Annotated in this window: 17 protein-coding genes and 1 other RNA gene; 7 read left to right on the top strand and 11 right to left on the bottom strand. The window is 43.1% G+C overall.

Translation table 11 applies throughout. The features are described from left to right. The 5 genes from OAG1_RS09340 to OAG1_RS09320 all read left to right on the top strand — a co-directional run bounded on the left by OAG1_RS09340 (position 1) and on the right by OAG1_RS09320 (position 11018). A complete protein-coding gene (locus OAG1_RS09340) occupies positions 1–876 on the top strand; it encodes a peptidylprolyl isomerase (protein WP_338626013.1) in 876 nt (291 codons plus the stop codon). A gap of 129 nt (positions 877–1005) precedes the next feature. Beyond that, the gene (locus OAG1_RS09335) at positions 1006–4863 is read left to right on the top strand and encodes a hypothetical protein (protein WP_338626010.1); all 3858 of its coding nucleotides are present in this window, start codon (positions 1006–1008) and stop codon (positions 4861–4863) included. 5 nt (positions 4864–4868) lie between these two features. Next, the gene (locus tag OAG1_RS09330; protein WP_338626008.1) at positions 4869–9629 is read left to right on the top strand and encodes a hypothetical protein; all 4761 of its coding nucleotides are present in this window, start codon (positions 4869–4871) and stop codon (positions 9627–9629) included. Next, positions 9616–10533 (top strand): hypothetical protein, encoded by a 918-nt coding sequence (locus OAG1_RS09325; RefSeq protein WP_338626006.1) that lies wholly within the window; start codon positions 9616–9618, stop codon positions 10531–10533. Before OAG1_RS09330 ends, OAG1_RS09325 begins: the two co-directional genes overlap by 14 nt. 95 nt (positions 10534–10628) lie before the next feature. Next, entirely contained in the window at positions 10629–11018 is a 390-nt protein-coding gene (locus tag OAG1_RS09320) for a hypothetical protein (RefSeq protein WP_338626003.1), read from the top strand. Between the two features lie 295 nt (positions 11019–11313). Here OAG1_RS09320 and ffs read toward each other — a convergent pair. Beyond that, an RNA gene (gene ffs / locus OAG1_RS09315) (signal recognition particle sRNA small type) lies at positions 11314–11410 on the bottom strand. Positions 11411–11559: 149 nt separating this feature from the next. Between ffs and OAG1_RS09310 the strand changes: the two genes are divergently transcribed. Beyond that, the gene (locus tag OAG1_RS09310; RefSeq protein ID WP_338626001.1) at positions 11560–12261 is read left to right on the top strand and encodes a DUF547 domain-containing protein; all 702 of its coding nucleotides are present in this window, start codon (positions 11560–11562) and stop codon (positions 12259–12261) included. A gap of 63 nt (positions 12262–12324) precedes the next feature. On the opposite strand, the gene pfkA is transcribed toward OAG1_RS09310, so the two are convergent. After that, positions 12325–13287 carry a 6-phosphofructokinase gene (pfkA, locus tag OAG1_RS09305; RefSeq protein WP_338626420.1) on the bottom strand — a complete coding sequence of 321 codons (963 nt, stop codon included), beginning with the start codon at positions 13285–13287 and terminating at the stop codon, positions 12325–12327. Between the two features lie 461 nt (positions 13288–13748). Here pfkA and OAG1_RS09300 point away from each other — a divergent pair, with 461 nt between their 5' ends. Next, positions 13749–13901 carry a hypothetical protein gene (locus OAG1_RS09300; RefSeq protein WP_194164085.1) on the top strand — a complete coding sequence of 51 codons (153 nt, stop codon included), beginning with the start codon at positions 13749–13751 and terminating at the stop codon, positions 13899–13901. Positions 13902–13951: 50 nt separating this feature from the next. Here the strand turns inward: OAG1_RS09300 and OAG1_RS09295 are convergent, their stop codons facing one another. The 9 genes from OAG1_RS09295 to sdhC form a co-directional block, all read right to left on the bottom strand. After that, positions 13952–16039: a hypothetical protein gene (locus OAG1_RS09295; protein ID WP_016403615.1), complete on the bottom strand. Its 2088-nt coding sequence runs from the start codon at positions 16037–16039 to the stop codon at positions 13952–13954. A 216-nt stretch (positions 16040–16255) separates the two neighbouring features. Further along, positions 16256–17128 (bottom strand): succinate--CoA ligase subunit alpha, encoded by an 873-nt coding sequence (gene sucD / locus OAG1_RS09290; RefSeq protein ID WP_016403616.1) that lies wholly within the window; start codon positions 17126–17128, stop codon positions 16256–16258. Next, complete coding sequence (sucC, locus tag OAG1_RS09285) at positions 17128–18294, bottom strand: ADP-forming succinate--CoA ligase subunit beta (protein WP_016403617.1); 1167 nt, start codon at positions 18292–18294, stop codon at positions 17128–17130. Before sucC ends, sucD begins: the two co-directional genes overlap by 1 nt. A 92-nt stretch (positions 18295–18386) precedes the next feature. Further along, positions 18387–19574, bottom strand: a complete 1188-nt coding sequence (gene odhB / locus OAG1_RS09280; RefSeq protein ID WP_338625995.1) for a 2-oxoglutarate dehydrogenase complex dihydrolipoyllysine-residue succinyltransferase — start codon at positions 19572–19574, stop codon at positions 18387–18389. A gap of 21 nt (positions 19575–19595) precedes the next feature. Next, positions 19596–22397: a 2-oxoglutarate dehydrogenase E1 component gene (sucA, locus tag OAG1_RS09275; RefSeq protein ID WP_016403619.1), complete on the bottom strand. Its 2802-nt coding sequence runs from the start codon at positions 22395–22397 to the stop codon at positions 19596–19598. Positions 22398–22521: 124 nt separating this feature from the next. After that, a complete protein-coding gene (locus OAG1_RS09270) occupies positions 22522–23235 on the bottom strand; it encodes a succinate dehydrogenase iron-sulfur subunit (protein ID WP_040307614.1) in 714 nt (237 codons plus the stop codon). A gap of 10 nt (positions 23236–23245) precedes the next feature. Then, a complete protein-coding gene (gene sdhA / locus OAG1_RS09265; protein ID WP_338625990.1) occupies positions 23246–25015 on the bottom strand; it encodes a succinate dehydrogenase flavoprotein subunit in 1770 nt (589 codons plus the stop codon). A 5-nt stretch (positions 25016–25020) separates the two neighbouring features. Next, entirely contained in the window at positions 25021–25362 is a 342-nt protein-coding gene (gene sdhD / locus OAG1_RS09260; RefSeq protein ID WP_016402543.1) for a succinate dehydrogenase, hydrophobic membrane anchor protein, read from the bottom strand. Then, complete coding sequence (gene sdhC, locus OAG1_RS09255) at positions 25356–25736, bottom strand: succinate dehydrogenase cytochrome b556 subunit (protein WP_040307366.1); 381 nt, start codon at positions 25734–25736, stop codon at positions 25356–25358. The genes sdhD and sdhC overlap by 7 nt, the downstream gene beginning before the upstream one ends. Positions 25737–25940: the final 204 nt, after the last annotated feature.

Raw genomic sequence — 25940 nt, 5'->3', positions numbered from 1 at the left:
ATGAAATCACTTTTCTCTTTAACACTAGCTCAGCTAATGAGCGCTGCAGGCTTAATGTTGATTGTGGGTTGTGAGCAAGATACAGCCCCCCTATCGCAGCCAACTTTAACATCACCAGTAATCGTTAGTGTGAACGGTCAAAACATCACTGAAGAAATGGTAAATTTTACAATTACCCAAATGTTTGGTGAAGAAGAGCGCAACCATGCCAACCCCGAACTGCGTAGTTCAATTATAAACAGCCTAATCGCCAGCAAAGCAATGAGTCAGGCGATTGCTCAACAGTTAGACAGCGAGGCCTCTAAACAAATTGAGTTGAAAGTAGCTGCGTTCAAAGAAGAATTACTGGTTAAACAGTTTTTGCAACAAAACGTAACTCCTACTCCCGTAAGTTCGGCTATGGTGACTAATTACTACCAACAGCACCCCGAAGAGTTTGGTGCAGTTGAACAGTTAAATTTGGAGCTAGCGATTCAAGCAGCCAATACCGTAGAGCAACAACGTAAGGTGCTTTTTGAAAAAATAGATAGTTTGCGAAGTCAACAAGACTGGTCGGCCTCATCAGCTCTTTTTACCCAGCTCAACCTAAATTTAAAAACAGAGTTAGTAGAAACAAGCTCTTTACCGATAGAGCTTCAAGCCATAACCAATAATTTGCCTATAGGCTCAACGTCTAAACCTACACTCGTCAATGGCGACGTTTACATATTACGTTTGCTATCTAAACGACAGCTACCGCCAAAGCCGCTTTCAGAAGTCAGCGTTGATATACGTAAAAGATTAGCCCCTATTCAGCTTAAAAAAGCGGTCAAAGAAGCTTCGGATATAGCCACTAACGCCGCAATTATTGAATGGAACAACGCCCCTCAACAATAACAACCTAGTGAGAATGGCAGGATGCTAGCTCTACCTTTATGGATAAAGAAAAATAGATCTAAATTAATATCTCCATTTAGTTCTGCTTCAAATTTTAGCCGTAGTCTAATACTAACGGCTGCTTGTTTGATGCTGGCAGGGTGTCCGTTCTGGGAAGGAGGCAGCGAGCCTGCAACTCTAGTTATTACCCCCTTACCAGAAACAACACCCTTTACCGAAATTCGCCTGCAAGGTGAAATAGCCCACACCTCAAGCAATGAACTTAGGGTTGAAATAAGTCTAAATTCTCAGTTACCTATAGAAGCCGAAGTAGAAAATCAACAATTTTACTCTTGGTTAAAGCTTGAACCAGGCCTCAACTCTATAGTTGTCACAGCCACTGTTAATGAACGCTATACACTAACGAAGACATTAGAAATTAATTTTCAAGATGACCAAGAAGCTATCCCTACTTACCCTCCAAATGATACAGAGGTCATTGGAGACTCAACAACCTTAAGTGGGACATTTTCTAGCACCTGGCCAGCAGAAGACATAACGGTATATATAGACGACCAGCCGATACAATTTGAGTTAATTTCACAAGTTGCAGCGGCAAGAACAGACAGCGCTTCTAGCCGGGCATCTAAGCCATTTATCTACCAGTACCGTTTTACTCACTGGGTAAGCTTAGTTGATGGAGAGAATCGATTTCAGCTAAAAATTACCAGCCCTGACTCTATCTTTTATAGATTATTCAAATTCTTAGCTAGCATTATTAAGGCAAATCCGAGTTATTCGATAGATTTAGATCCTGCAAACTCGCCAACCACACAAAGCCACTATTTCTTGCAAGGCAAAATACAGCCAAAATCTGGTGAAAAATCCGATTTAGAGGGTGTAGAATTACATATAAGCAATACTCAAACGAGCGATTCAATTACGCTCTCAGAGTTAAGCAAGACACAATTTAGTGCAAATATTCCTCTTGTTATAGGTACCAATACCTTAAATGTAGTCGCCAGAAGAAATGGTCGCTCTGTGGCAAATGCTTCGATAGCCATACAACGTGAGGTCGGCGATGTGATAAACAACATATCTCCTCCAAGTCAAGCAACCGTAAAAACTTCGCCAATAGCAGTTTCCGGCGAAGTATCAAGTACTTGGCCATTGAGTGATATTCAACTTAAGGTTAATAACAAGGCCTACCCTCTTTCAGAACTTGATACACCAGAACTCTTTACATTTTCAATTAACGATCTTCCACTCTCTATCGGCAAAAATGTAATTTATTTCCAGCTATCAACACCAAGCGGAGTTACTGCGCTTGAACACCATATTATTTATCAGCCAGATCCCGATGTAACACCTCCTATTGTTACTATAAATAGTGTACCGCCCACCACCACTGCCTCCACGATAAAAATTAGTGGCAAAGTTAACGACCCAGAGGGTGTACTTTCAGGGATATCTCGAGTAATTGTAAGCAACAACCTGTTTTCGACGACGTTTGACGCGACACTTTCAAGTGACAGTTTCTCTGCCGAGGTTCCCCTATCTTACGGAGAGAATACCCTTAGTGTTTTAGCAGAAGACTTAAGCGGCAATATAAGCACAGCACGCACCAGTATAAAGCGATTATCGTTGGTATCGTGGAAAAACCTAAGCCCCAGCAATCAAAGTATAATCACTGAGCCTTTAGTAACAATATCAGGAGAGTTGCACGTTCCTAAAGAGGCAGTGGTAGATGGTATACGAATAAATCAAACCTTGGTGATACCAACACTCAACAGTAGCGAGAATGTCTATTATTTTGCAGCCAAAAACCTCACTCTAGACTTAGGCTACAACGTATTTACCCTAGTTGCTCAAGGGCACAATGTTGCTACAGCTACCCAACAACTACAACTGGTTTACCAACCACAAGGCCACACTGAGGTATTACCACCAAGCATACAGATAAACGCGCCCTTAGAAGGAGCGGTGATCAATCAAGACGAGTTAACTATAGTTGCCCGTGTAGTTAGCTACGGCGGTGCAGTAAACGTGCTAATAAACGGTCAAACGCTCTCTAATAGTGACCTTATCTCTTATTCAGAAAACCAACAGCTTATAACTCGTATAAACAAAAAACTGCCCTTCCCCGCAAACCAAAACAACTTGGCTATTACTATCGAAGTTGTCGACAGTTTGGGGAACAGCGCTTCTACTACAGTAAATGTAACTAGAGACAAGCAACTGCCAACGATTGCAGTAAACAACTACCTTGCTATACCAGCAGTAAACCAAGTAAATCAAAGCACTATTACGATTGATGGTAGTATCACCGACAACAACATATCTAGCGCATCTATCAACAACCAAGCACTAAGCTTAATACCCAGTAATACACCTGATCAGTATTTATTTAGCAGCCAACAAGATATGCCAGCAAATGGCAACTTAGCTGTAGTCATAAGTGCCTTTGATTTTGCCGGTAATCAAGTCACTAAAGAGCTCCATTTCCAATCTAGTAGCAGTGTTAACTTAAAACCTCTGCTGCCGCCTAACAATGCTACATTTATGTTGGCCGAATCAGCCAATCAAGTTCAAGTAGCGGTGAGTTACGACCAACTGCCACAAAACAGCAAAGTGGCAGCATGGATAACGCAACAAGACCCTATAGTTCTTAATACCTCGGCCACTGTTGCCAGCGGCGAGCTAACCTTGCCAATACAAGAGGGTGACGTAACCATTCACTTTGCCGTGCTAGACGAGGACAACGCAGCATTAGCTAGGGCATCCGCAACAGTAAGCCAAGTCGCCCTAGCGTCTGTGCCACTGGTTTTACAAAAAGTTAAGCCCGAAAACGGAGCCAAATACGCCGAGCCCAACGAAGCAATAGAGCTGTATTTCAATCAAAAAATTGATTTAAGCCAATTGCAAGTAAGTGTACTAGAAACCCTTAATGGCTATACCTACATTAATAATGACGCTCCTGGTACCGATTTTTTACAAGCCAAAGGCTATACCCTGCAGCAAGTTTTTAGAAACCGAGAACCCGTTAGCTTTAGCCTCGCACAACTGCCTAATGCAACTACCGTTGCGGTATACCCTAAAACCCCATTGGGCTACGGAGCTAGCGTAGAGGTAGAAGTAAATTACAAAGGCAGCTCCTTAAGCAGACATCAATTTACTACACGCTCCCTGCCTACCTTAATCACCGGGGCAGTAAGTGACCAATTTAATCAAACCTTAGCGGGTATTAAAGTCGAAATTCCGGCTTTGCAATTATCTACAACAACCAATGCCGACGGCGGATTTGCATTTGGTTACCAACGTACAGCTGATCAACCCCTCGCTACAGGCTCATACACTTTAATTATTAACAGGGCTATGCATACACCGGGTATGAGCGAAGAACGCCGAACCATAAACATAAAAGCGCAACGACGAAACGACCAAGGCATGTTAAGAGTAAGTCAAATTAATACCGCACTACCTGCCGAGTTTATAAACAGTGGTAACCAACAAGCGGCGCTTGCTGGTGGAGATGTAAAATTAGACTTAAGTGACGCCATAGTGTTATTCCCTGACGGGTTCGATAAAGGTACGGTTTACGTTCAGTTAGCGTCACCATCTACCATCAATGCGCCACTTATTAGTGAATTTGCTCCGCTTTGGGCGTTTGCAACTCAGCCTAAAGGCATAACTTTCGATGGCAGCGTAGCCGTTGACATCAAACTCCCCAAATACCAAGAAAGCTACGATTATTTGCAGTATGTAGGCGAGTACATGATGTTAGTTGCATACCAACCAGATAAGAGTGTGATAGCACCTATTGGGGTGGCCAAAATAAACGATAACCGTCACCTTATTAGCCAACACCCTGTCACGCCAGGCTCTTTAGATTATATAGGAGCTAGTTGGATTCCCCACGAGCTACAAAGCTTGGCCGCAGAAGTTGCTGACGGAGAGAAAAGCTTGCTTGAACTCACCGCCGCCATTACCAAAAACCTGAGCGAGTAACAAAGATGTACATTATGTTTTTAGGTTTTGTAGACCAATTCCGCATACCCAGCAAAACTTTACTATCACTAATCTTTCTGCTGTTTATTAGCCAAGGACATGCTTCTCAATCGAGTATTGTTCAATCTAGAGTCAAGTATGGTTATGTAATGGCAAATACCGTAATCACCGATGAAAACGGCGAAGAAATTTGGGTAGAATATAACGAAGATGGAAGTGAAGCCGGCCCCGTCAATTTACCCCATGCCAGCTCACAACTTAAAGTGATACCCTCAGCTTATTACTTAAGCCAGCAACTAAAGCTACAAAGCTACTTGGCTACACATGCTAACGATTTAGGCCGAAGCGCGCAATTGCTAACGCGGTCTCAATACAACTCTACAAATTTTCTTGATGCCTCAAGCAAAGCAATAAACAAACCTGCATTGTCTCCAAACACTAAAAGTGTGTTGGTAAGAGGTCAAACAGACAGATTAACCGCATCTACCGATCTAATACTTCTTAACTTCGACATAGATCTAAGCCAAAATTACACCATACCTCAAGAGCACAAATCTCTCATCATCGATAGGCGAGGAGCTGTCTTAGCTTCCTACAAAGGCGCTGTAGGCCCCAAAGTAGGCTTCTTTGGAGACAGCAATAATGTAAACACTGACCTATATTACGACCCCAGCATTCACCAAATATATGGACCAATCGAAGGGGTAAGAGTATCTGTTACGGGCCGAGAAAACGAAGCAGCAATAACCAATGGGAATGGCTTGTTTACCTTAACAACCTATCTGCCTTATTGCAGTCCATGGGGTAATCATTATACGGTTCAGTTAGCTGCGCCTATTCACTATCAAGCCTTTAATCCACAAGGTTTAGCGCAACTCCCCTATTGGATATTCGCAGACACCTATGACTTCTGCATGAGCACCCCTCAGTTAGGCCCTGGGCTACTACAAAGTGGCGTAGAATCCCATATTACTCAACAACTTAATTTGCAGAGTATCCCAAAAACACAAGTACCACTACTCATCGATATAATGTCTTTATCTGGGCAAATATCAATACAAAATGCAAACGGAAATAACGTAGCAATTAGTAACCAAACGCGCTACCAACAAAAAGCTGCCGCTAACACGCCTGTGGCACAGCAGTACTTTGATTTTGATAAAGATGGTATAGCCGATATAACAAAGCTAGGGCGCTTAGAAACCATTAGCCAAAATCAACAACAAGTACAAAGATTTACCACAGAATTAAATGGAGAAGAAGCTTCGATACAGGGAGTATGGTTTAGCTCAAACCTTACTCAAAATAGAGAACCAGACTTAATTAGGCAGGCTGATGGCCAAAGTATCTTAAGTGATACTGGCTTATTAACCTCTATAAGTACTAGTGATTTAGCCAATACCGACATTTTGGTATTTCGAGAGTCCACTGGCGAAATAATTGTAAATAGGCAGGGCCTTAAAGCAACAGAATCGAACAGTAGCACACCTTTTTATCGAATAACCCTAAGGGGTCTAAACGCCAGTACCCTTAGCATGGGCGCCGACATCGTGCAGGGGCAAACCTTTGCCGACTGGAGCAGCTCCGCAGGTTATACCGCTAGCTACCAGCAAAGAGCGTCAAATCACTTAAAACCCGGTGAATGGGTGAATATTGTGGCCATCAACCGTTCAACGGGTTACTTGGGCACTATACGCACCCAGCTCACAAGCATTGCCAATTCAACCCCCCTTGACCCCATAATACTAAGGCCACCCAATATAAAAGTATGGGCTGAGCGAAAATACAATACTGAACATGGCATAACCAGCGGACAAAACCATCATTACCTAATCGGAAGCGAAGGCGCAAGTCTGCTGTCCGACAACGAATTAGTGGTTTACACCGAGTGGTTAAACACCGATGGAAGCCCCCTCCCTAGTGGTTTAGCCAACAACAATGGTAAAGATTATGGCTTTACAGGTCGGCTGGCTAAAATTGTGGCCCCAAACTTACTAGATGACGCATCTGGCTCTCAACTATCTCATTTCTCTATTCGCCCCAATCGCCAAACTCAAGTGATAAAATTTGCCAATGACGACACCGTGCCCAATCACTTCTATATTCATGTATCGGCAGAGCCAGCCAACAATGCCCCAAGTTTTGCAGGAAGCAACCAAGACTTCGCTGGCAGGCCAAGTAATTTTGTACCGCTACTCACACCGCTGCACGATGAGGCCGAGCAATTGCAGCAATGGATGGCTTACAATGCATTAAGTAAGCAATACCAAGCAGCCAACCTCGCTCAAAACAAACCCAATCAACCACTACCAAGCTACCAATGGTTGTACAGGCCAGAGTACCAATTTAGTCGTTATCAATTTACTACCGGATTAGCATCTAGCAATAACAAGCTACATATTGACCAAGACTCTCTTGCTAACGAAACTCTTAGCCAAGATGAGTTACTCGCAGCATTCTATAGCCTATTAGGCGGTGAGTACGACCGCTTATCTTCAGAATCTGCGCAAACTTTTATCCTCGCATTAGGAGAAAACGAGTTAAAGTTGCAAATATCTGCTGATGGAACAATCACCTTTTCTCAGTCTGCACTTGATTATTTATCGCAGTTAGAACCAGAAGATTACATCTCACTGCGTTTGTACTTAAATCAAGACTCAGAGAATATTCTTTGGGATTATGCCTTTCAGTCTTTTGGCTTAATTGCCGACATGAATCACGACGGTCAAATCCGTAAAACTAACGATAACAATCAAATTAAAGATACGAATAACACTGCCAACACACCTTTATTAATTTGGTCAAATGATAACCACAACGGAAATTTAAAGAGTCGCCCTCCAACGGGTCAGTCTGCTACTTCTGTTCCCGATTATAGTGACGACGAAGTCAATGGACTGCACGACCTTGTCGATTTTTTCCCTGTTTACCTTGATTTAACAGCAGCCTTAGAACGCTTCCCTACCTCGCAGCACCAATATAGTTTGCAGCAAAAAGAATCCGCTATTGCCTTCTTTGGTGATGTTCCAAACAGTAATATCGATCCAGAAAATACCCAATTAGAACTAAGGCCAGAAGCCTTATTAAAACACCCCCCCACTGCAGAAAAATATAAAAATGCTAAGGTAACCCTTATTAATGATGAGGGCATCGCCTTAAATGAAGAGTTTGTGAACCGCATAGCTCAGGGTATCGGCGGGGTAATATTCATAGAAGCAAAAACCGAAACCAGCTACCAGTCCCCCTTTGAGTTAGTGTTAAATATAACTCAAAAGTCAGACGACAAAAGCGTGGCGAAAGCCTCTTTATGGGTGGTACCGAGTAAAGTACAACATATGTTTAGGCATGCTAACCTTCGTAATGTACCCAATCCGGTGATGGATGGCGACCAACATGGTCTACCAGATACAGGGGCATCTATTCCATTAGGCTACCCAGACAGCCGTTCACAAAACAACTACTTTGTATTTTTACATGGTTTTAGGGTTGGCCCCGAAGCTGCTGAGACTTGGCATTCAACCATATTTAAACGCCTATATAGGTTAGGTTTTAAAGGCAGATTCATGGGAGTAACATGGTATGGAGACACAGGAAAGGACTATCACGCTGCGGTTTACAATGCATTCAATACCAGCCAATACCTACCCGCAGCAATACAGCAGAAAACTGCAAATGCAAATAAGACTTATATTGCAGCTCACAGCTTAGGCAACGTGGTGGTATCTAATGCTATCTCCCATCAAAGCTTAGAGGTAGACAAATACTTTATGTTTAATGCTGCAGTACCTCTAGAGGCTTACGATGGCAACCAGATAGAAGGTGATTGTGCACCTACAGGGCTAATGAAAGACTGTATGCGTGAAAAGGACATGCATGGCTACCCAGAAAAACTTTTCGCCTCAGAGTGGCATAAACTATTTCCAGATACAGACCCTAGAAAAGACCTAACCTGGAACAATATTTTCGCGCCCGCACTAAGTGTCGTACATAACTTCTACTCGCCCGGCGATGATGTATTAGAAAACGCCAAAAATGACGAGAGCTTTGGAGGCTATATTGCGGGTTCCCTCACTGGTATTCCAATACTTGACTGGGACTTTAATCGGCATGCTTGGCTGGCCCAAGAAATGGCCAAAGGTTCAGCGAATACTTTAGCAGCCGCATTTTCTCGGCGACAAGGCGGTTGGACAGCAAATAACAATGCCGATGATTTAGAATACATTGGCCGAGTTCAAATCGCGCAAGGCCCAGGCGGGGATACATACCATCAATATAAAGAGTCTCAAGTTATGGAACAAATGAAACCAGATGGACGCCTTAGTGACCAACACTTAGCCCAATTTGGCTTTTTTCGCCGTTTTGAGTTTAGTAAGCTTTACGCCCCCATAGGAGACGTTGAACACATGCGCAGCAGCGGCCCAAGCCAGCAAGATATGCTAGAACTGTTTTCTCCAGAAAACAAAAACCATACCCTATGGAGCTTGCTAGCCCATGCGATTCCCGCCCGTTCTTTTGCAGTGGCTACAAACGCGATTAGACAGTTGGATGATCCGGATAATAATAGAAACTTCAACATGCAAGCGCTAAGACCAAAAGCACCCGGCGGCAACGCCCCCTACTGGCCAAGCGAAAGAATTGATGATGAGTACCCCTATGATTGGCTTCATAGTGATTTTAAAGACCTACCGCTACCCTTTGTACACCATACTTTTGATAAGTTACTTGAACTGCTTAATGCTGAGGACGCCTCCAATGATAATAATTAAAAGCCTAATGCTATGCCTACTACTGTTTAACATGAGCGCTTGCGCGGGAAACTTTACCACGGTAAAAGTCAAAGTAGTCGACCAAGACGGGCTAGCAGTTGAAGGTGCTGAAGTATTTGCTGGCGGTCGATTAGGCATTGATGGCGAAAACATTAAGGATTTAACAGATAAAGAGGGAGTTTTCCAAACTATCGGCCGAAAAAATCTAGCTGTAGTTTTTAGGGTAAATAAAGAAGGCTACTACCAAACTAAACTAAGAACTAACAAGAACCTCCAAAACCTCATCATCGAGCTACGTAAAAAGAAAAAACCCACCGCCATGTATGCCAAAACACATATTCTTCGTTTTCCCAAGAAGCAAGCGTCGATTGGTTTTGACTTTGAGCAAGCAGATTGGGTTGCACCTTATGGTAAGGGAAGCACAGCCCATATCTACTTTAACCTTGATGGGGAGTATGTAGATATGTGGAATCACCACAGCGAACTAAATATAACCTTCCCAAATTCACTAGATGGAATAATTGAAGTAAGCAAAAACACTAGTACTTCTGAATTTAAATTCCCTTATTTGGCTTATAGTCAATCATATAAAAACAGCCTAGTACTTAAGAAGTCAAGAGAAGGTTTGGAAAGCAAACGACTTTTAAACTATGATGAATCAGCTTTAGGTTATATTTTTCGCGTAAATACCGAGATCAATAGTGACGGTGAAATAATAAACGCAAATTATGGAAAAATACTAGGCTATATTAATACTTCATCACAAGTAAAGAAAAAAAGCGCAGGCGCTATTAGATTCACCTACTACTACAACCCCACCCCCAACGACCGCAGCCTCGAGTTTGATTGGCGACAAAACCTTTTTCAAAACCTAGAACACGAAGAAAAAGTCTATGAGCCTTAAAAACGCATCCCCCTCACTAGCAGAGATAGCAGCTGGGTATTCGCTTCGCTGCTTTAGTGTGCAACTCAAAATAGATATCAAGGAATGATTAAATAATGACTAATAACAAACCGCTACTTGTTTGGCTAATCGCCACTTATTTTATTTACCAAGGCGCAATACAGCTGTTTTATGTTGTAACAGGCTTAGGTAATGCACCTATATCCTTATTATTACCCCATATAGGCTTTACTGCTCTTTACCTAGGGACGGCCTTCACTTTAATACTTAGAATAGGTATTAGCCGCTTGCTTATTTTTGCCATTTTCGGCTACAGCGTTGTTATGAACCTACATAGCATCATTAACATGCGCTCAGCACTTGCACACCTTGGCATACAGCAATGGGCAATGGTATTAATAGAGTTTTTATTCCTTGCTTTTGCTGCCTTTTACACTGTTAAACTAAACAAACAAGGCTACTACCAGCCTACTAAACTGGCCTAGTCAACAGCTTGCTTGTTTTACTCACTAACAAAAACCAACAACAATTAGTGAGTAAAGCCTTAAACACCCAAACTGCCTTACTCTTCTGCTTCAACATTTACGTAAATAAATCAATCGTAAACAGCTAAAAGCGCGTTCTCGGCATGCGCTGAAAGAAATAATGACAATAGCCTGTCTTATATTCAGTAAGTGATTATAAACTAAGCGTATTTGATAATTAGCTTGGATTTAGCATAAAAGAGGAAGAAACGTGAGAAATCTTATTAAATTAGTTACTTATAAGATTGGGTGGCAACCCTACCAGCCACATCCCGGCACTCGAGTCGTCTGCTGCGGTTGCTCCCTTCCGGGCCTGGCCGAGTTCACAGAGTATCAATGCGGGAGGACCAATAGGGCCACCATAGATGAGCTTCCGAAGAAGCGAGGCTATTCTCGCTTAAGCCTTACGGTTTTGCAAACGCTAAAAACGCTTTTTAACCCTGCAAAGCATCTGTTTGCTCAAGTTTTAATCCTTATTAGTTTAATTGCATCACCATTGGCCTTGGCGGAATCTTTTGATCATTCGCAATGGGATGGTTTGCTTAAAGAATATGTTCATTGGCCGGTGGCTAATCAAGAAAGTCGCGTAGACTATGCCAACTTTGATCGACAAGAATTACAGGCTTATTTAGACAAATTGGCAAGCATTACGCAAAGTAAATTTGATGCTTGGTCTGATAACGAGCAACTGGCATTTCTAATTAATGCCTACAATGCTTATACCGTGCAGTACATTCTTAGCGCCTACCCTAACATTACTTCTATTCGCGATTTGGGTAACCTGTTTCAATCGCCCTGGAAGAAAAAACGCTTTATGCTGTTTGGTGAAAAAGTCAGTCTTGATCATATCGAACACGATTTAATTCGCCCCGGTTACAATAATCCACACATTCATGCCGCGGTAGTGTGTGCTGCTATTAGCTGCCCTCCTCTGCAAAGCGTGGCATTTACTGGCGAAGCCGTTGAGCAACAACTCACCCAAGCGTTTAGAGAGTTTTTACATAGCAACAAAAACTATTATGACGACGAAAAAGATCGGCTTTACCTCTCTTCAATCTTCAAATGGTACAAAGGTGACTTTGAAGGTGGCCTTAATAACTACTTAAGCCAGTATGCTGCAGATTTACGCGTAAGCCCTGAGCAAGTTAAAAAAGCTAAAATATCTTACCTAGATTACGATTGGTCGTTAAACGACTATCGCTAATGACAGTGAATTGAAGATACAAAAAAGCCCGCTATTGCGGGCTTTTTTAATAGTGCTAAGCGCTTAGAACAAGCACTTAGATAGGTCGTACAAGTCTTCGTTGAATGGGCGTTTCATGTTTTCAATACAATCGATGATGTCGTGATGAACCATCTTGTTGTTTTGAATACCGATACAACGTCCACCTTCGCCTTCTAGTAGAAGGTCTACCGCGTATGCACCCATACGGCTAGCCATTACGCGGTCACGACCGGTTGGTGTACCACCACGTTGAATGTGGCCAAGGATGGTTGCACGAGTTTCGCGACCAGTGGCCATCTCGATACCAGCAGCTAGCTCATTCACGTTAGTAATGTGCTCGGTAATCGCAACAATAGCGTGTTTCTTACCTTTTTTCTGACCATCTTTAAGGCTGTTTAATAGCTCTTCACGATCAAAACCCTTTTCAGGAATAATCACGTATTCTGCACCACCGGCGATGCTAGCTTGCATGGCTAAGTCGCCACAGTAGCGACCCATGATTTCGATAACAGAAATACGGTTGTGTGAAGAAGAGGTATCACGAATACGGTCAATCGCGTCAATCACTACGTTTAGCGCAGTATCGAAACCGATGGTGTAATCAGTACCTGCAATATCGTTGTCGATAGTGCCTGGCAAACCAATACATGGGAAACCCATTTCAGTTAGCTTTTTAGCGCCCATGTAAGAACCGTCGCCGCCCACAACTACAAGCGCTTCGATGCCGTGTTTCTTCATGTTCTCTACTGCTACTTCACGGGTAGCAAGTTCTTTAAATTCTGGGAATCGAGCTGAGCCCAAGAACGTACCACCACGGTTGATAACATCAGAAACGCTGTAACGATCCAACTTCTTAATGTTGTCTTCGTATAAGCCCATGTAACCGTCGTATACGCCGTATACTTCAATATCTTTAGATAACGCACTACGCACAACTGCACGTACCGCAGCATTCATACCAGGAGCGTCGCCGCCACTTGTTAAAACACCAATTTTCTTAACCATCATTCCCTCACAAAGCTGAACTGACCAAAACTTACGTAATAATTCAACAATTCCTTCGTGCCTGCCTATTAATGCTTTTTTGCTTTTATTGGCTTAACTTAGCTGCACGAAACAACAAATATTCTTTTAACAGCACTAGAATCGGCGACTTCACAATTCCAACCCACTGTTTTTATGAGCGCGCATTTTGCCACGCAAAGGGTAAAAGTTTTATGACCCTAATCAGATAACGCCCACATTTTGAAACAAATTTTCATCCTTGTCCAAGTATAATCACAAGGCTTGCCCCCGATTATAGAAGGAATTTGGCTTTCTGCTTATTTTGAACAATTTAGCGGCAAACGGGCTCAAAACACAAAGTAAACACTTCACCTTTCTTTCACATTTGTGTAACATTGCGCCTTCAAACTTGTGCCGACTATAAGGTCATAAGTTTGATCATCGTATATATAGGGAATCCCATGAAGACTGATCTTCAATATGCTATCGAACGAAACGTAGCGACCAATCGCCGCGCTGTAGAGAACTACAACTTACTACGCCAACAAGAGCAAAACCTTGCAGCCGAAGCACTAGAGTTAGTATTAGACAGCGAAAGCTTAGGCAATAACTAATTTGCTTGCTGCACACATAAAAAAAGGGGCTAAAGCCCCTTTTTTAGTGTCTATTTAGATTCGGCCACAGGCTCTATTGAGTGTAGCCCAGGCGATAAGTGAATAACTCCGCCGGCATCATTATCCAAAGATAGAATGTTGGTTTTACTGATGCGGTGTCGATAGATTTCACGCAGATATTTAATCGCATTTTCCACGTTCTTAAAGTCCAAACGAATATCGTTAATCGATACAAACTTATCAGCTTCGCCAATCAACTCTCGATATTTCTTCTCATACATTGGCTTAATAGCATACCAATTGGTATCCAAGATCTTGGCTGGGTTTTCAAACTCCCATAAGAACTCTTGTAACTCTTCTGGCTTAAACTCATCTTGGGTAATAAAGCGCAGTATTGCTTGGTCAATATCATCGTTATAACGATACTCTTCTTTAGCAAAACAACGTTTAATATAAGCAACCACCAAGGTCAAAAAGTCATCACTCAAACATGGGCTTTTGGCTACCAAAGTCGTTAAAGACAAGTTTGCTGAAGCGCCAATTACCAAGGCATAACGCTTTAAGGTCGTGTTTGGGAAAAGCTTATTAATATGCACTTTAAGCTTGTTTAAATCCATAAACGACAGTTTGTAATCTTTTGGCAAAGAGATAATAGATATTACCGACGAACAATGCTTAAAGAAGTGTAAGTCATTTAGCTCTTCTGCATTGTATTGGCTGTCTTGATACTTCTTCAATGACTGCTTATAGCGCTGCGATTCGATAGGTAAAATACTAATACCTTCAATAGCTTGAGTATCACGATTGAAGTGAGGTAAATCGATAGAGCGGAAAAACAACTCATCAATATCAACATCATCATTTACAGATTTGTTTACCACACTCTCTGCGTAAGCGACCGCTACAGGGCCAGCCATACTCATGAACAAATCGTTTGCATCTAAGCGTACGGTTTCTGAAATATCAATGCCTGCTCGACGGAAGTAATTTTCGTCGTAATCAGTGGTTACCGCTTGCGCGGTTAAGATATTGAATATTTGTTGAGAGATATACTGATTGGCATATTTCTCCATGGTGTTTACGTCAATATCTTTGCCATTATCGCTTTCTTCTTGCTCCACATAACGCATGATATCGTTAGAAATCAACATCATAGAGTTCCAAGGGCGAATTCGCTTCATCACATCTTCTGGCGTATCGTTGCTTTCACGCTCTACGTTATACGAGAAATCCCACTCTTCAGAAAGATACTTACACAACAAACGACCGGCGTTGATATGCAAAGCTTCAGACACCTCGATACTGCTACCCGAGATATTAGGCAGGATACAAATGCCTGAAGTGAAGATAGGTTCAAAAACAAACGAATCACGTTTATCGGGTTGATTAGATGGCGAAACTTGATAATCAAAGGTTTTACTTAGGTAAGAAAACTGCTGAGCAAGGCCAAACTCGGATGCCATGCCAGAACCAGTACCACCACCGGCACTAAATATATAGAAGTAAAGGCGTGATTGGTTAGCTTTAATGCCGCAAGAGTCAACCAAGTAAGAGTGAATGTGACGCCAATCTTCATTTCTAAAGCTGGCAGTTTCCTTATTTAAAATAATTTTAGCTAAGTACTGGCCTAAAATTGGCGCGTTACCTGCGCCTCCGGCGTGTACTTCAGATAAATCCATCAACTGGAGCTTCTTATATTCATCGAGAAACTTTTGGCGACCGGCTTGTGAGGAGTACTTAATACGCCCGGCAATGTCTTTATCTAAATCGCCTACCAGAACCACGGGTTCAATCAAAAATACTGGGTTGTCACCGTTACCGCTATCCAGTGGCAAATGATTTTTAATCCAACGCATCGGTTTAAATTCACGTTCCTGAGCGAGTTGGTCTTGATACTCTAACTCGTTAAGGTAGTGATTTCGGGAGTTGTATACCAAAGTGGCTACATCAAGTGCTATGTTTGATCCGCAGCGACCTAGGCCAATTAAGCAAACAGAGGGGAAGCTTTGTTCTAATAAGTCTTTTTCTTCAGACAAATTAGGAAAGATATTCTGTCTAACTTTGTCGAGGTTACCTAGAATTTTCTCTAGGCTACTCTCTGTGTAATACAAATGTTCTATAGGAAGAGAATCCTTCATAGTTCATCCTTGTCGTTAGTCTAGTAATTATTTTATTTTTATCCCTTCATCCTTGTTCATTCCCCGCTTAAAAGCAAGTTATTCAGCCCCTTAACAATGGTTATTGTGATAATAGTAAGTCGCTTACAATTCTCCGCGTTCATACCACCAAAGAGCTAACAAAATTTAGCCAATAAAAAAGGCGCCCTAAGGCGCCTTATTGCATTAAGTTGAAGATTACCAACCGGTAACTTCACGCAATGCTTTACCAATATCGGCAAGACTACGTACTGTTTTAACACCTGCATCTTCAAGAGCAGCAAACTTGTCTGCGGCAGTACCTTTACCGCCAGCGATAATGGCACCAGCGTGGCCCATACGCTTACCCGGAGGAGCAGTAACACCAGCAATGTAAGAAACTACAGGCTTAGTTACATTTTCTTTAATGTAAGCTGCTGCTTCTTCTTCTGCACTGCCACCAATTTCGCCAATCATTACGATTGCTTCAGTTTTTGGATCGTTTTGGAACATTTCCAAAATGTCGATGAAGTTAGAGCCTGGAATAGGGTCGCCGCCAATACCTACACAGCTAGACTGACCAAAACCTTCGTCGGTCGTTTGCTTAACAGCTTCGTAAGTAAGTGTTCCAGAACGAGACACAATACCAACTTTACCGGCTTTATGAATGTGGCCTGGCATAATACCAATTTTACATTCGTCAGGCGTAATAACACCCGGGCAGTTAGGACCAATCATACGTGCGCCGGCTTCATCCAATTTCACTTTAACTTCTAGCATATCCAAAGTTGGAATGCCTTCGGTAATAGTGATGATGATTTTGATGCCCGCTGAGATAGCTTCTAAAATAGCGTCTTTACAGAAAGGAGCTGGTACGTAAATTACTGTAGCGTCTGCGCCAGTAGCTTGTACCGCTTCACTTACTGTATTGAAAACAGGAAGACCTAAGTGAGTTTGACCGCCTTTACCAGGTGATACGCCACCTACCATTTGCGTACCGTACTCAATAGCTTGCTCAGAGTGGAAAGTACCTTGACCACCAGTGAAGCCTTGACAGATCACTTTAGTGTTTTTGTCGATTAGAATGCTCATTACTTGGCCTCCGCTGCTTTAACTACTTGCTCTGCAGCATCAGTTAAGCTGGTAGCTGCAATAATGTTAAGGCCTGACTCAGCCAAACGTTGGGTACCTAACTCAGCATTGTTACCTTCAAGGCGAACAACAACTGGTACACTCACACCTACTTCTTCTACAGCGCCAATAATACCGTCGGCAATTAAGTCACAACGTACAATACCGCCAAAAATGTTTACCAATACGGCTTTTACTTTGTCGTCTGACAAAATAATCTTAAATGCTTCGGTAACACGTTCTTTGGTTGCGCCGCCACCAACATCTAAGAAGTTGGCTGGAGAACCGCCGTGTAGTTGAACGATATCCATAGTACCCATCGCTAGACCAGCACCGTTAACCATACAACCAATGCTACCATCCAGTGCTACGTAGTTTAGCTCCCATTGTGCGGCATGTGCTTCACGCTCGTCTTCTTGCGAAGGATCGTGCATTTCACGTAGCTTAGGCTGACGGTACATCGCATTTGAATCGATGTTAATTTTACCGTCTAGGCAAACTAAATCACCACTACCGGTAACCACTAGTGGGTTAATTTCTAAAAGCGCCAAATCGTGGTCAGTAAACATTTCTGCAAGACCTACAAAGATCTTAGTGAATTGACGAATTTGAGCGCCTTCAAGGCCTAATTTAAACGCTAACTCACGCGCTTGATAAGCTTGAGGACCTACTAAGGGATCGATAGCCATTTGGTGAATCAACTCTGGCGTTTCTTCGGCAACCTTTTCGATTTCCATGCCGCCTTCAGTTGATGCCATAAATACAACGCGACGCGTTGCACGGTCTACAACCGCGCCTAAGTAAAGCTCGTTAGCGATGTCAGAAGCTTCTTCTACCAAGATTTTTGATACAGGTTGGCCGTTAGCATCGGTTTGATAAGTGACTAAGTTTTTGCCTAACCATTGTTGAGCAAATGCCTTAATTTCTTCTTTATCAGACGTTACTTTTACGCCGCCAGCTTTACCGCGTCCACCTGCGTGAACTTGAGTTTTTACTACCCATGTAGAGCCAGGGATTTTGCCCGCAGCTTCAGCTGCTTCTTGTGGGGTATCACAGGCGTAACCTTCTGGCACTGGCAAGCCATAGTCGGCAAATAATTGCTTGGCCTGATATTCATGCAAATTCATGATGTTCTATCCATAGTGTTAGGGGATACATTAGAGGTGCTGAACACCTTTCCGAATAAGGGCCTGAAAACCAGGCCCAATACAAACTTTTATTACACGTCGAGCAATAAGCGTGTTGGGTCTTCGAGTAACTCTTTAATGGTTACTAAGAAACCAACCGACTCTTTTCCATCTACCAAGCGGTGGTCGTAAGACAACGCTAAGTACATCATTGGTAAAATTTCTACCTGGCCGTTCACTGCCATTGGGCGGTCTTGAATCTTGTGCATGCCCAAAATAGCGCTTTGTGGTGGGTTAATAATTGGCGTAGACATTAACGAGCCAAATACACCACCGTTAGTAATTGTAAAGTTACCACCGGTTAATTCTTCAACGGTTAACTTACCATCACGACCTTTAATAGCCAGCTCACGGATGCCTTTTTCGATATCAGCAACGCTTAGCAAATCACAGTCACGCAGTACCGGCGTTACCAAGCCACGAGGTGTTGATACAGCGATGCTTACGTCGAAGTAATTGTGGTAAACAATTTCATCACCGTCGATAGACGCATTAACTTCTGGGAAGCGTTTTAACGCTTCAACAACTGCTTTTACGTAAAAAGACATAAAGCCTAAACGAATATCATGACGCTTTTCGAATACGTCTTGATATTGCTTACGCAAAGTCATAATTGGCTTCATGTTAACTTCATTGAAGGTTGTTAACATTGCAGTGGTATTTTTAGCTTCCAACAAACGTTCAGCAACACGCTTGCGTAAACGTGTCATAGCTACACGCTTTTCGCTACGCGAAGATAGCGGCGCTTGTGGAGCAGCCACTTCGGCTTTAGCTTCTTTGGCAACTGCTGCAGGTTTAGCAATATGTGCTTCTACATCTTCTTTGGTTATACGACCATTTGGGCCAGAGCCTTTAATTGCAGAGGCATCAATACCCTTCTCTGCCACTAAACGACGTACAGAAGGCGATAACTCTTCGCCGCTATCAGCTTTATCGTTGCCAGCATCCGCAGCTTTAGTGCTAACTTCTTCGCCAGCAACTGCGCCTGCTTTCATCTTACCGATAACTTGCTGAGCAAGTACCGTTTCACCTTCTGCTTCAACAATCTCTTCAAGCACGCCAGCTTCCAATGCGGGTACTTCAAGTACAACTTTATCTGTCTCAATATCAACAATTACTTCATCACGCTCTACTGCGTCACCAGGCTGCTTGTGCCAAGTGGCAATTGTTGCATCAGCTACTGATTCAGGTAGGTCTGGCACTTTAATTTCAATGCTCATTAAGGCTTCCTTTATTCTTTTTTATTCAACTGTCAACGCATCAGTAACTAGAGCGCGTTGTTGTTTTAAGTGAAGGGACATATACCCAACCGCAGGTGACGCAGATGCTGGTCGACCAGCATAACGCAATTCTGCTCCGGCAGGGATTACAGATTTAAAGTGATGCTGGCTACTATACCAGGCACCTTGGTTAAGCGGTTCTTCCTGACACCAAACAAATCTTTCTACATGTTGATATTGTTCAAAAATTTGTTTCACGTCTTGGTCGGGGAACGGATACAACTGCTCAATACGTACCAAAGCAACATCAGTTTGTTCATTTTTACGGCGTTGCTCAAGCAAGTCGTAATAAACTTTGCCTGAACACATTACTACTTGGCGAACCTGAGCTGGGTCGATATCGTCTAATTCACCGATAGCATTTTGGAACTGACCTTCTGCTAACTCTTCTAAACTAGACACCGCTAGAGGATGACGAAGTAACGACTTGGGCGACATTACCACTAACGGGCGACGCATAGGGCGAACCTGTTGGCGACGCAACATATGGTAAACCTGGGCAGGTGTAGATGGCACACATACTTGCATGTTGTGTTCTGCACACAATTGCAAGTAACGCTCTAAACGCGCCGATGAGTGCTCTGGGCCTTGACCTTCATAACCATGTGGAAGCAGCATCACAAGGCCACACATACGGCCCCATTTTTGTTCGCCAGATGATAAGAATTGGTCGATTACCACTTGGGCACCGTTAGCAAAATCACCAAACTGCGCTTCCCAAATAACCAAAGTAGAAGGCTCTGCAGTTGTGTAACCATATTCAAAAGCAAGCACAGCTTCTTCAGATAATACTGAATCAAACAAGGCTAAGTGCCCTTGTTCCTCAGCAAGGTTTTTCAATGGAACATAGGTTGATGCATCTGTTTGGTTATGCAACACCGCATGACGATGGAAAAAAGTTCCACGGCCAGAATCTTGCCCGGTAATACGGATATTCTGCTTCTCGTCAAGCAAGCTCGCGTAAGCTAAATTTTCTGCAAAACCCCAATCAAGTGGTTTTTCACCTAAGGCCATTAAGCGGCGATCATCGTTAATTTTCTTAACACGAGGGTGCAGCTTATGTTCTTCTGGTAGCTTGGTTAGCCTTTCACCAAGATCTTGAATAGCTTCAACGGGTAACGAAGAATCGTATTCCATATCCCATTCATGACCAAGGTATGGACGCCAATCAACACTGTGCTCGGTCATTGGGCGCCATTCTTCAACAACGCAATCCCCATTATCTAGTTGATCACGGTAGCCATTAACCAACGCAGTTGCTTCGGCGCTATCTAATTGACCGCGCTCAACTAACACATCCGCGTAAAATTTACGTGGCGTTGGGTGCTTCTTAATTTTTTGGTACATCAAAGGCTGAGTTGCATTTGGCTCATCGGCTTCGTTGTGACCATGACGGCGGTAACATACCAAATCAATAACTACATCACGCTTAAAGGTATTGCGGTAGTCCAGCGCCATTCGACTAACAAAAGCAACCGCTTCTGGGTCGTCGCCATTTACGTGGAATATTGGCGCCTGCACCATTTTTGCAATATCGGTACAATATTGGGTTGAGCGAGTATCACGCGGATTAGAGGTAGTGAAGCCTACTTGGTTATTCACCACAATTCGCACTGTGCCGCCAACTTTAAAGCCACGCGCTTGTGACATATTAAAGGTTTCTTGCACAACACCTTGACCAGCAATAGCTGAGTCACCGTGGATGGTAATTGGTAAACAGTTCTCACCCGCACGACGATCTTGTCGAGCACGAACTGAGCCCATCACTACCGGATTTACAATTTCTAAATGCGATGGGTTAAAGGCTAACGACATATGTACATTGCCACCAGGAGTAGCAAAGTCTGAACTAAAGCCTTGGTGGTACTTAACGTCACCAGTGCCCCAAGTGTCGTCGTGTTTGCCGGCAAACTCATCAAACAATTCTGATGGGTTTTTACCCAATACATTTACCAGTACGTTTAAGCGACCGCGGTGAGCCATGCCCACAACAACCTCTTTAGTGCCTTGAATACCGGCAGAACGAACAATCTCTTTAAGCATTACCAGCAAGCTATCGCCACCTTCCAACGAGAAGCGTTTTGCCCCTGGGAATTTAGCGCCTAGGTATTTTTCTAAACCCTCTGCTGCTGTTAAGCTTTTAAGAAAGCGAATTCGGTCTTCTTGTGTAAAGTCGCCCTGCCCTTCAACTGATTCTAAGCGGCTTTGAATCCAACGCTTTTCGTCAGTATCGGTAATGTGCATGTATTCAGCACCGATAGAGCCACAGTAGGTTTTTAATAAAGACTTATGTAAATCTTTAAGTGCCATGGTTTCTTTACCAATGGCATACGAACCTACGTTAAACGTTTCTTCAAAGTCTGCACTATCTAAGGCATGAAACTCTGGAGATAGGTCGGCTACACGTTCTTGTTGCCATAAACCTAAAGGATCCAGTTGAGCATGCTGATGGCCGCGAAAGCGGTAAGCATTAATTAACTGCAATACTTTAACTTGTTTGGCACCGTGTTGAGGGTCTTCAACCGGAGAACTAAAACGAGAGGTATCTTTCGCTAAACGGCGAAAGTAGTCACGAATAGGAGCGTGAGGGGTATCTTCAGATGTACCTTCCACAGCTGGAAGCTCAGCGAACACTTCCTGCCATTGTTCAGATACAGAAGAAGGATCTTCTAAATAAGCCTCATAGAGGTCTTCCACATAGGTCGAATTAGCACCAGCTAAATGCGAGGACTCTAGCCAGGCCTTCATTACGCCATTTTGCATTTAAACGCTATCCCTTTATTTTCTACGTCACTGTATGACTTTATAGGGTTTTATAAAAAAATAGCCATCCTACCGAAGTAAAATGGCTATTTAGAACCAGCTAATTATAAAAATTAACTTTTTGCTAAACAGCCCGTTTTATCAGCATCGACTTAATATGGCCGATAGCTTTTGTCGGGTTTAATCCTTTAGGACAAACACTTACACAGTTCATAATGCCATGGCAGCGAAATACGCTAAAGGCATCGTCTAATTCTGCAAGACGTTCATCAGTAGCCGTATCTCGGCTATCTGCCAACCAACGATATGCTGCCAATAGGCCAGCAGGGCCAACAAATTTCTCTGGGTTCCACCAGAAAGAAGGACATGACGTTGAACAACATGCACATAGGATACACTCGTACATTCCGTCTAACTTTTCGCGTTCTTCTGGGCTCTGCAAGTTTTCACGAGCAGGCGGAATTTGTTCATCATTGATTAAGAATGGTTTAATACGCGCATAGTTATCGTAAAACTGCCCCATATCAACCACGAGGTCACGTACTACAGGCAAGCCTGGCAGCGGGCGAATAACTATATCGCCTTTACCTAACAGGTCTGACAAAGGAGTCACACAGGCTAGGCCGTTTTTACCATTCATATTAATGCCGTCGGAACCACAAACGCCTTCACGACATGAGCGTCGAAAAGCAATGCTAGGGTCTTGTTCTTTAAGCAAAATCAATGCATCTAGTACCATCATATCAGAGCCCTCTGGGACCTCAAGCTGATATGACTTCATATTTGGTTTTGTGTCCGTATCCGGGTTGTAGCGGTACAGAGAAAAATTAACGTTCATTACCGCCTCCTTAATATGTGCGAACTTTAGGTTCGAAAGCTTCACGTAGGTTTGGTGACATATTCACCTCACGACGCCCCATGGTCTCGCTAGCTGGATCAAACAGTGAATGGCACAGCCATTGTGCGTCATCACGATCTGGGTAATCGAAGCGACTATGCGCGCCACGACTTTCAGTGCGAAAGTTTGCAGCATGGGCTGTAGCAATTGCTGTTGCCATTAAGTTGTCTAATTCTAAGCACTCTACACGCTGAGTATTAAAGTCTTTCGACTTATCATCCAAACGGGCGTTAGCTAAACGTTTGCGAATAACTTGTAACTCTTCCAAGCCTTTAGCCATAGACTCGCCTTCGCGGAACACCGAGAAGTTAAGCTGCATACATTGTTGGAGGTCTTTACGAATTTGAACTGGGTCTTCACCGTCTGAAGTTGAATTTTCCCAACGATTATAACGAGCCATGGCAGCATCTAATTCAGCTTCTGTAGCATCTGCCATATCGATATCATCATTCAGGTATTCACCTAAGAATTTACCTGCTGCTCGACCAAACACAACCAAATCAAGTAATGAGTTACCACCTAAGCGGTTGGCGCCGTGTACCGATACACAAGCAATTTCACCCACAGCAAATAAGCCGTTAATGATTTCGTCTTCACCTTTCTCATTTTGAGTAATAGCTTGGCCGTTTACATTACAAGGCACACCACCCATTTGGTAATGACAAGTTGGAATAACAGGGATTGGTTCTTTAACAGGATCAACATGCGCAAACGTACGAGACAGTTCACAAATGCCCGGTAAGCGGCTCTCTAGAACTTCTTCGCCTAGATGGTCCATCTTAAGTTTGATGTGTGGGCCCCAAGGTCCGTCACATCCACGGCCTTCGCGAATTTCAGTCATCATTGAACGCGCAACAACATCACGGCCAGCCAAGTCTTTAGCATTTGGAGCATAGCGCTCCATAAAGCGCTCGCCGTCCTTATTTAATAAGTAACCACCTTCGCCACGACAGCCTTCGGTCACTAGCACACCGGCACCAGCAATACCGGTTGGGTGGAATTGCCACATTTCCATATCTTGGATTGGTACGCCAGCACGCAACGCCATACCCACGCCATCACCTGTATTAATATGAGCATTAGTAGTTGAGGCAAAAATACGCCCTGCTCCACCAGTAGCTAATACGGTTGCTTTAGCTTTAAAGTAAACCACTTCGCCACTGTCGATATCCATTGCAGTACAACCTACAACATCACCTTCAGCATTTTTTACTAAATCTAAGGCATACCACTCAGAAAATATAGTGGTCTTCTTTTTAACGTTTTGCTGATACAGCGTATGTAACAAAGCATGGCCGGTACGGTCTGCAGCTGCTGCAGTACGAGCAGCCTGCTCACCACCAAACTCTTTAGATTGACCACCAAATGGGCGTTGGTAGATTGAGCCATTATCAAAACGAGAAAACGGTAAACCCATCTTTTCAAGTTCAATAATAACTTCAGGACCTACATTACACATGTATTCAATGGCATCTTGGTCACCAATGTAGTCCGACCCTTTAACGGTATCGTACATGTGCCACTGCCAGTTATCTTTATGTGAATTACCTAACGCAACCGTAATACCACCCTGAGCAGATACAGTGTGAGAACGGGTTGGAAATACTTTTGAAATTAGAGCGCAAGACTTGCCCTCTTCAGAAATCTGTAAAGCAGCACGCATTCCCGCTCCACCAGCACCGATTACAACGGCGTCAAACTCTCGAATAGAAATTGCCACTCGACTTACCCCCAAATAACAAACAGGCCGGTCGCTACGTAAATTAGCGCCAGAACTGTTAAAGAAAACTGTAAACCAACACGCAATGCTGTGCATTTCACGTAGTCAGTTAACACTTGCCATAAACCAATCCAGGCATGGATCAGCATCGATAAAAGTGCAAGTAAGGTGAATACTTTGGTTGGAAGCCAAGCAAAAAATCCACTCCAAGACTGATATGTCACATCGTTAAATGCGAAGAAGCCAAGTAAGTAGATTGTATATAGGGTTAAAATAATGGCGGTTGCGCGGATGAGCAAAAAGTCATGTACACCGCTACGGCCAAAAGTTGCAGCATTAGTTACCATACGATTACTCCCATTAGTACTGCCAGTACAGCAGTGATAATGAATGAGATTTTAGCGCTAGATGATGCACTATCTAGCTCTTCCCAATAGCCCATGTCCATGATCAAGTGACGTATTCCGCCAACAATGTGATACATCAACGCGGTAAGGCTTGCCCATATGATTAACTTCACCAAGAAGTTATCCATAATAGATTGCACATTCGCAAAACCTTCTGCTGATTGAAGGGATTCAGCAAGTAGGCCTAACAAAATAGCCAAAGCGAAAAAGGTAATCACACCGGAAACACGATGCAAGATGGACGCAATTGCGGTAATGGGAAATCTGATGGTTTGTAGGTCGAGGTTTACTGGTCTTTGTTTTGTTTTCACGATTCTCTGCCCACTCAGGTCCTTGAGTATTATTATGGTTATAAAGTGAGGCTCTGGACAGAGCAGCGAGTTGCGATAATGTTAATTTTGTGAACTTAAGGCCTAAATTAAGACTAAAGTATAAAAACTCACATTTATATTGCGCAAAAAATGCTCGGACTAGCGCCATACTTCGAAGAAAGTATAACGCCCACATTATACAAATAC

It is taken from the genome of Agarivorans sp. OAG1, from assembly GCF_037076485.1.
Classification (GTDB): Bacteria; Pseudomonadota; Gammaproteobacteria; order Enterobacterales; family Celerinatantimonadaceae; genus Agarivorans; species Agarivorans albus.
This window is presented reverse-complemented; position numbering and strand designations above follow the sequence as displayed.

What these genes read in the sequence shown, in the direction of transcription:
- OAG1_RS09340 (WP_338626013.1), top strand. Translation starts at nt 1, where the DNA reads ATGAAATCACTTTTCTCTTTAACACTAGCTCAGCTAATGAGCGCTGCA.
- OAG1_RS09335 (WP_338626010.1), top strand. Translation starts at nt 1,006, where the DNA reads ATGCTGGCAGGGTGTCCGTTCTGGGAAGGAGGCAGCGAGCCTGCAACT.
- OAG1_RS09330 (WP_338626008.1), top strand. Translation starts at nt 4,869, where the DNA reads ATGTACATTATGTTTTTAGGTTTTGTAGACCAATTCCGCATACCCAGC.
- OAG1_RS09325 (WP_338626006.1), top strand. Translation starts at nt 9,616, where the DNA reads ATGATAATAATTAAAAGCCTAATGCTATGCCTACTACTGTTTAACATG.
- OAG1_RS09320 (WP_338626003.1), top strand. Translation starts at nt 10,629, where the DNA reads ATGACTAATAACAAACCGCTACTTGTTTGGCTAATCGCCACTTATTTT.
- pfkA (WP_338626420.1), bottom strand. Translation starts at nt 13,287, where the DNA reads ATGGTTAAGAAAATTGGTGTTTTAACAAGTGGCGGCGACGCTCCTGGT.
- OAG1_RS09300 (WP_194164085.1), top strand. Translation starts at nt 13,749, where the DNA reads ATGAAGACTGATCTTCAATATGCTATCGAACGAAACGTAGCGACCAAT.
- OAG1_RS09295 (WP_016403615.1), bottom strand. Translation starts at nt 16,039, where the DNA reads ATGAAGGATTCTCTTCCTATAGAACATTTGTATTACACAGAGAGTAGC.
- sucD (WP_016403616.1), bottom strand. Translation starts at nt 17,128, where the DNA reads ATGAGCATTCTAATCGACAAAAACACTAAAGTGATCTGTCAAGGCTTC.
- sucC (WP_016403617.1), bottom strand. Translation starts at nt 18,294, where the DNA reads ATGAATTTGCATGAATATCAGGCCAAGCAATTATTTGCCGACTATGGC.
- odhB (WP_338625995.1), bottom strand. Translation starts at nt 19,574, where the DNA reads ATGAGCATTGAAATTAAAGTGCCAGACCTACCTGAATCAGTAGCTGAT.
- sucA (WP_016403619.1), bottom strand. Translation starts at nt 22,397, where the DNA reads ATGCAAAATGGCGTAATGAAGGCCTGGCTAGAGTCCTCGCATTTAGCT.
- OAG1_RS09270 (WP_040307614.1), bottom strand. Translation starts at nt 23,235, where the DNA reads ATGAACGTTAATTTTTCTCTGTACCGCTACAACCCGGATACGGACACA.
- sdhD (WP_016402543.1), bottom strand. Translation starts at nt 25,362, where the DNA reads ATGGTAACTAATGCTGCAACTTTTGGCCGTAGCGGTGTACATGACTTT.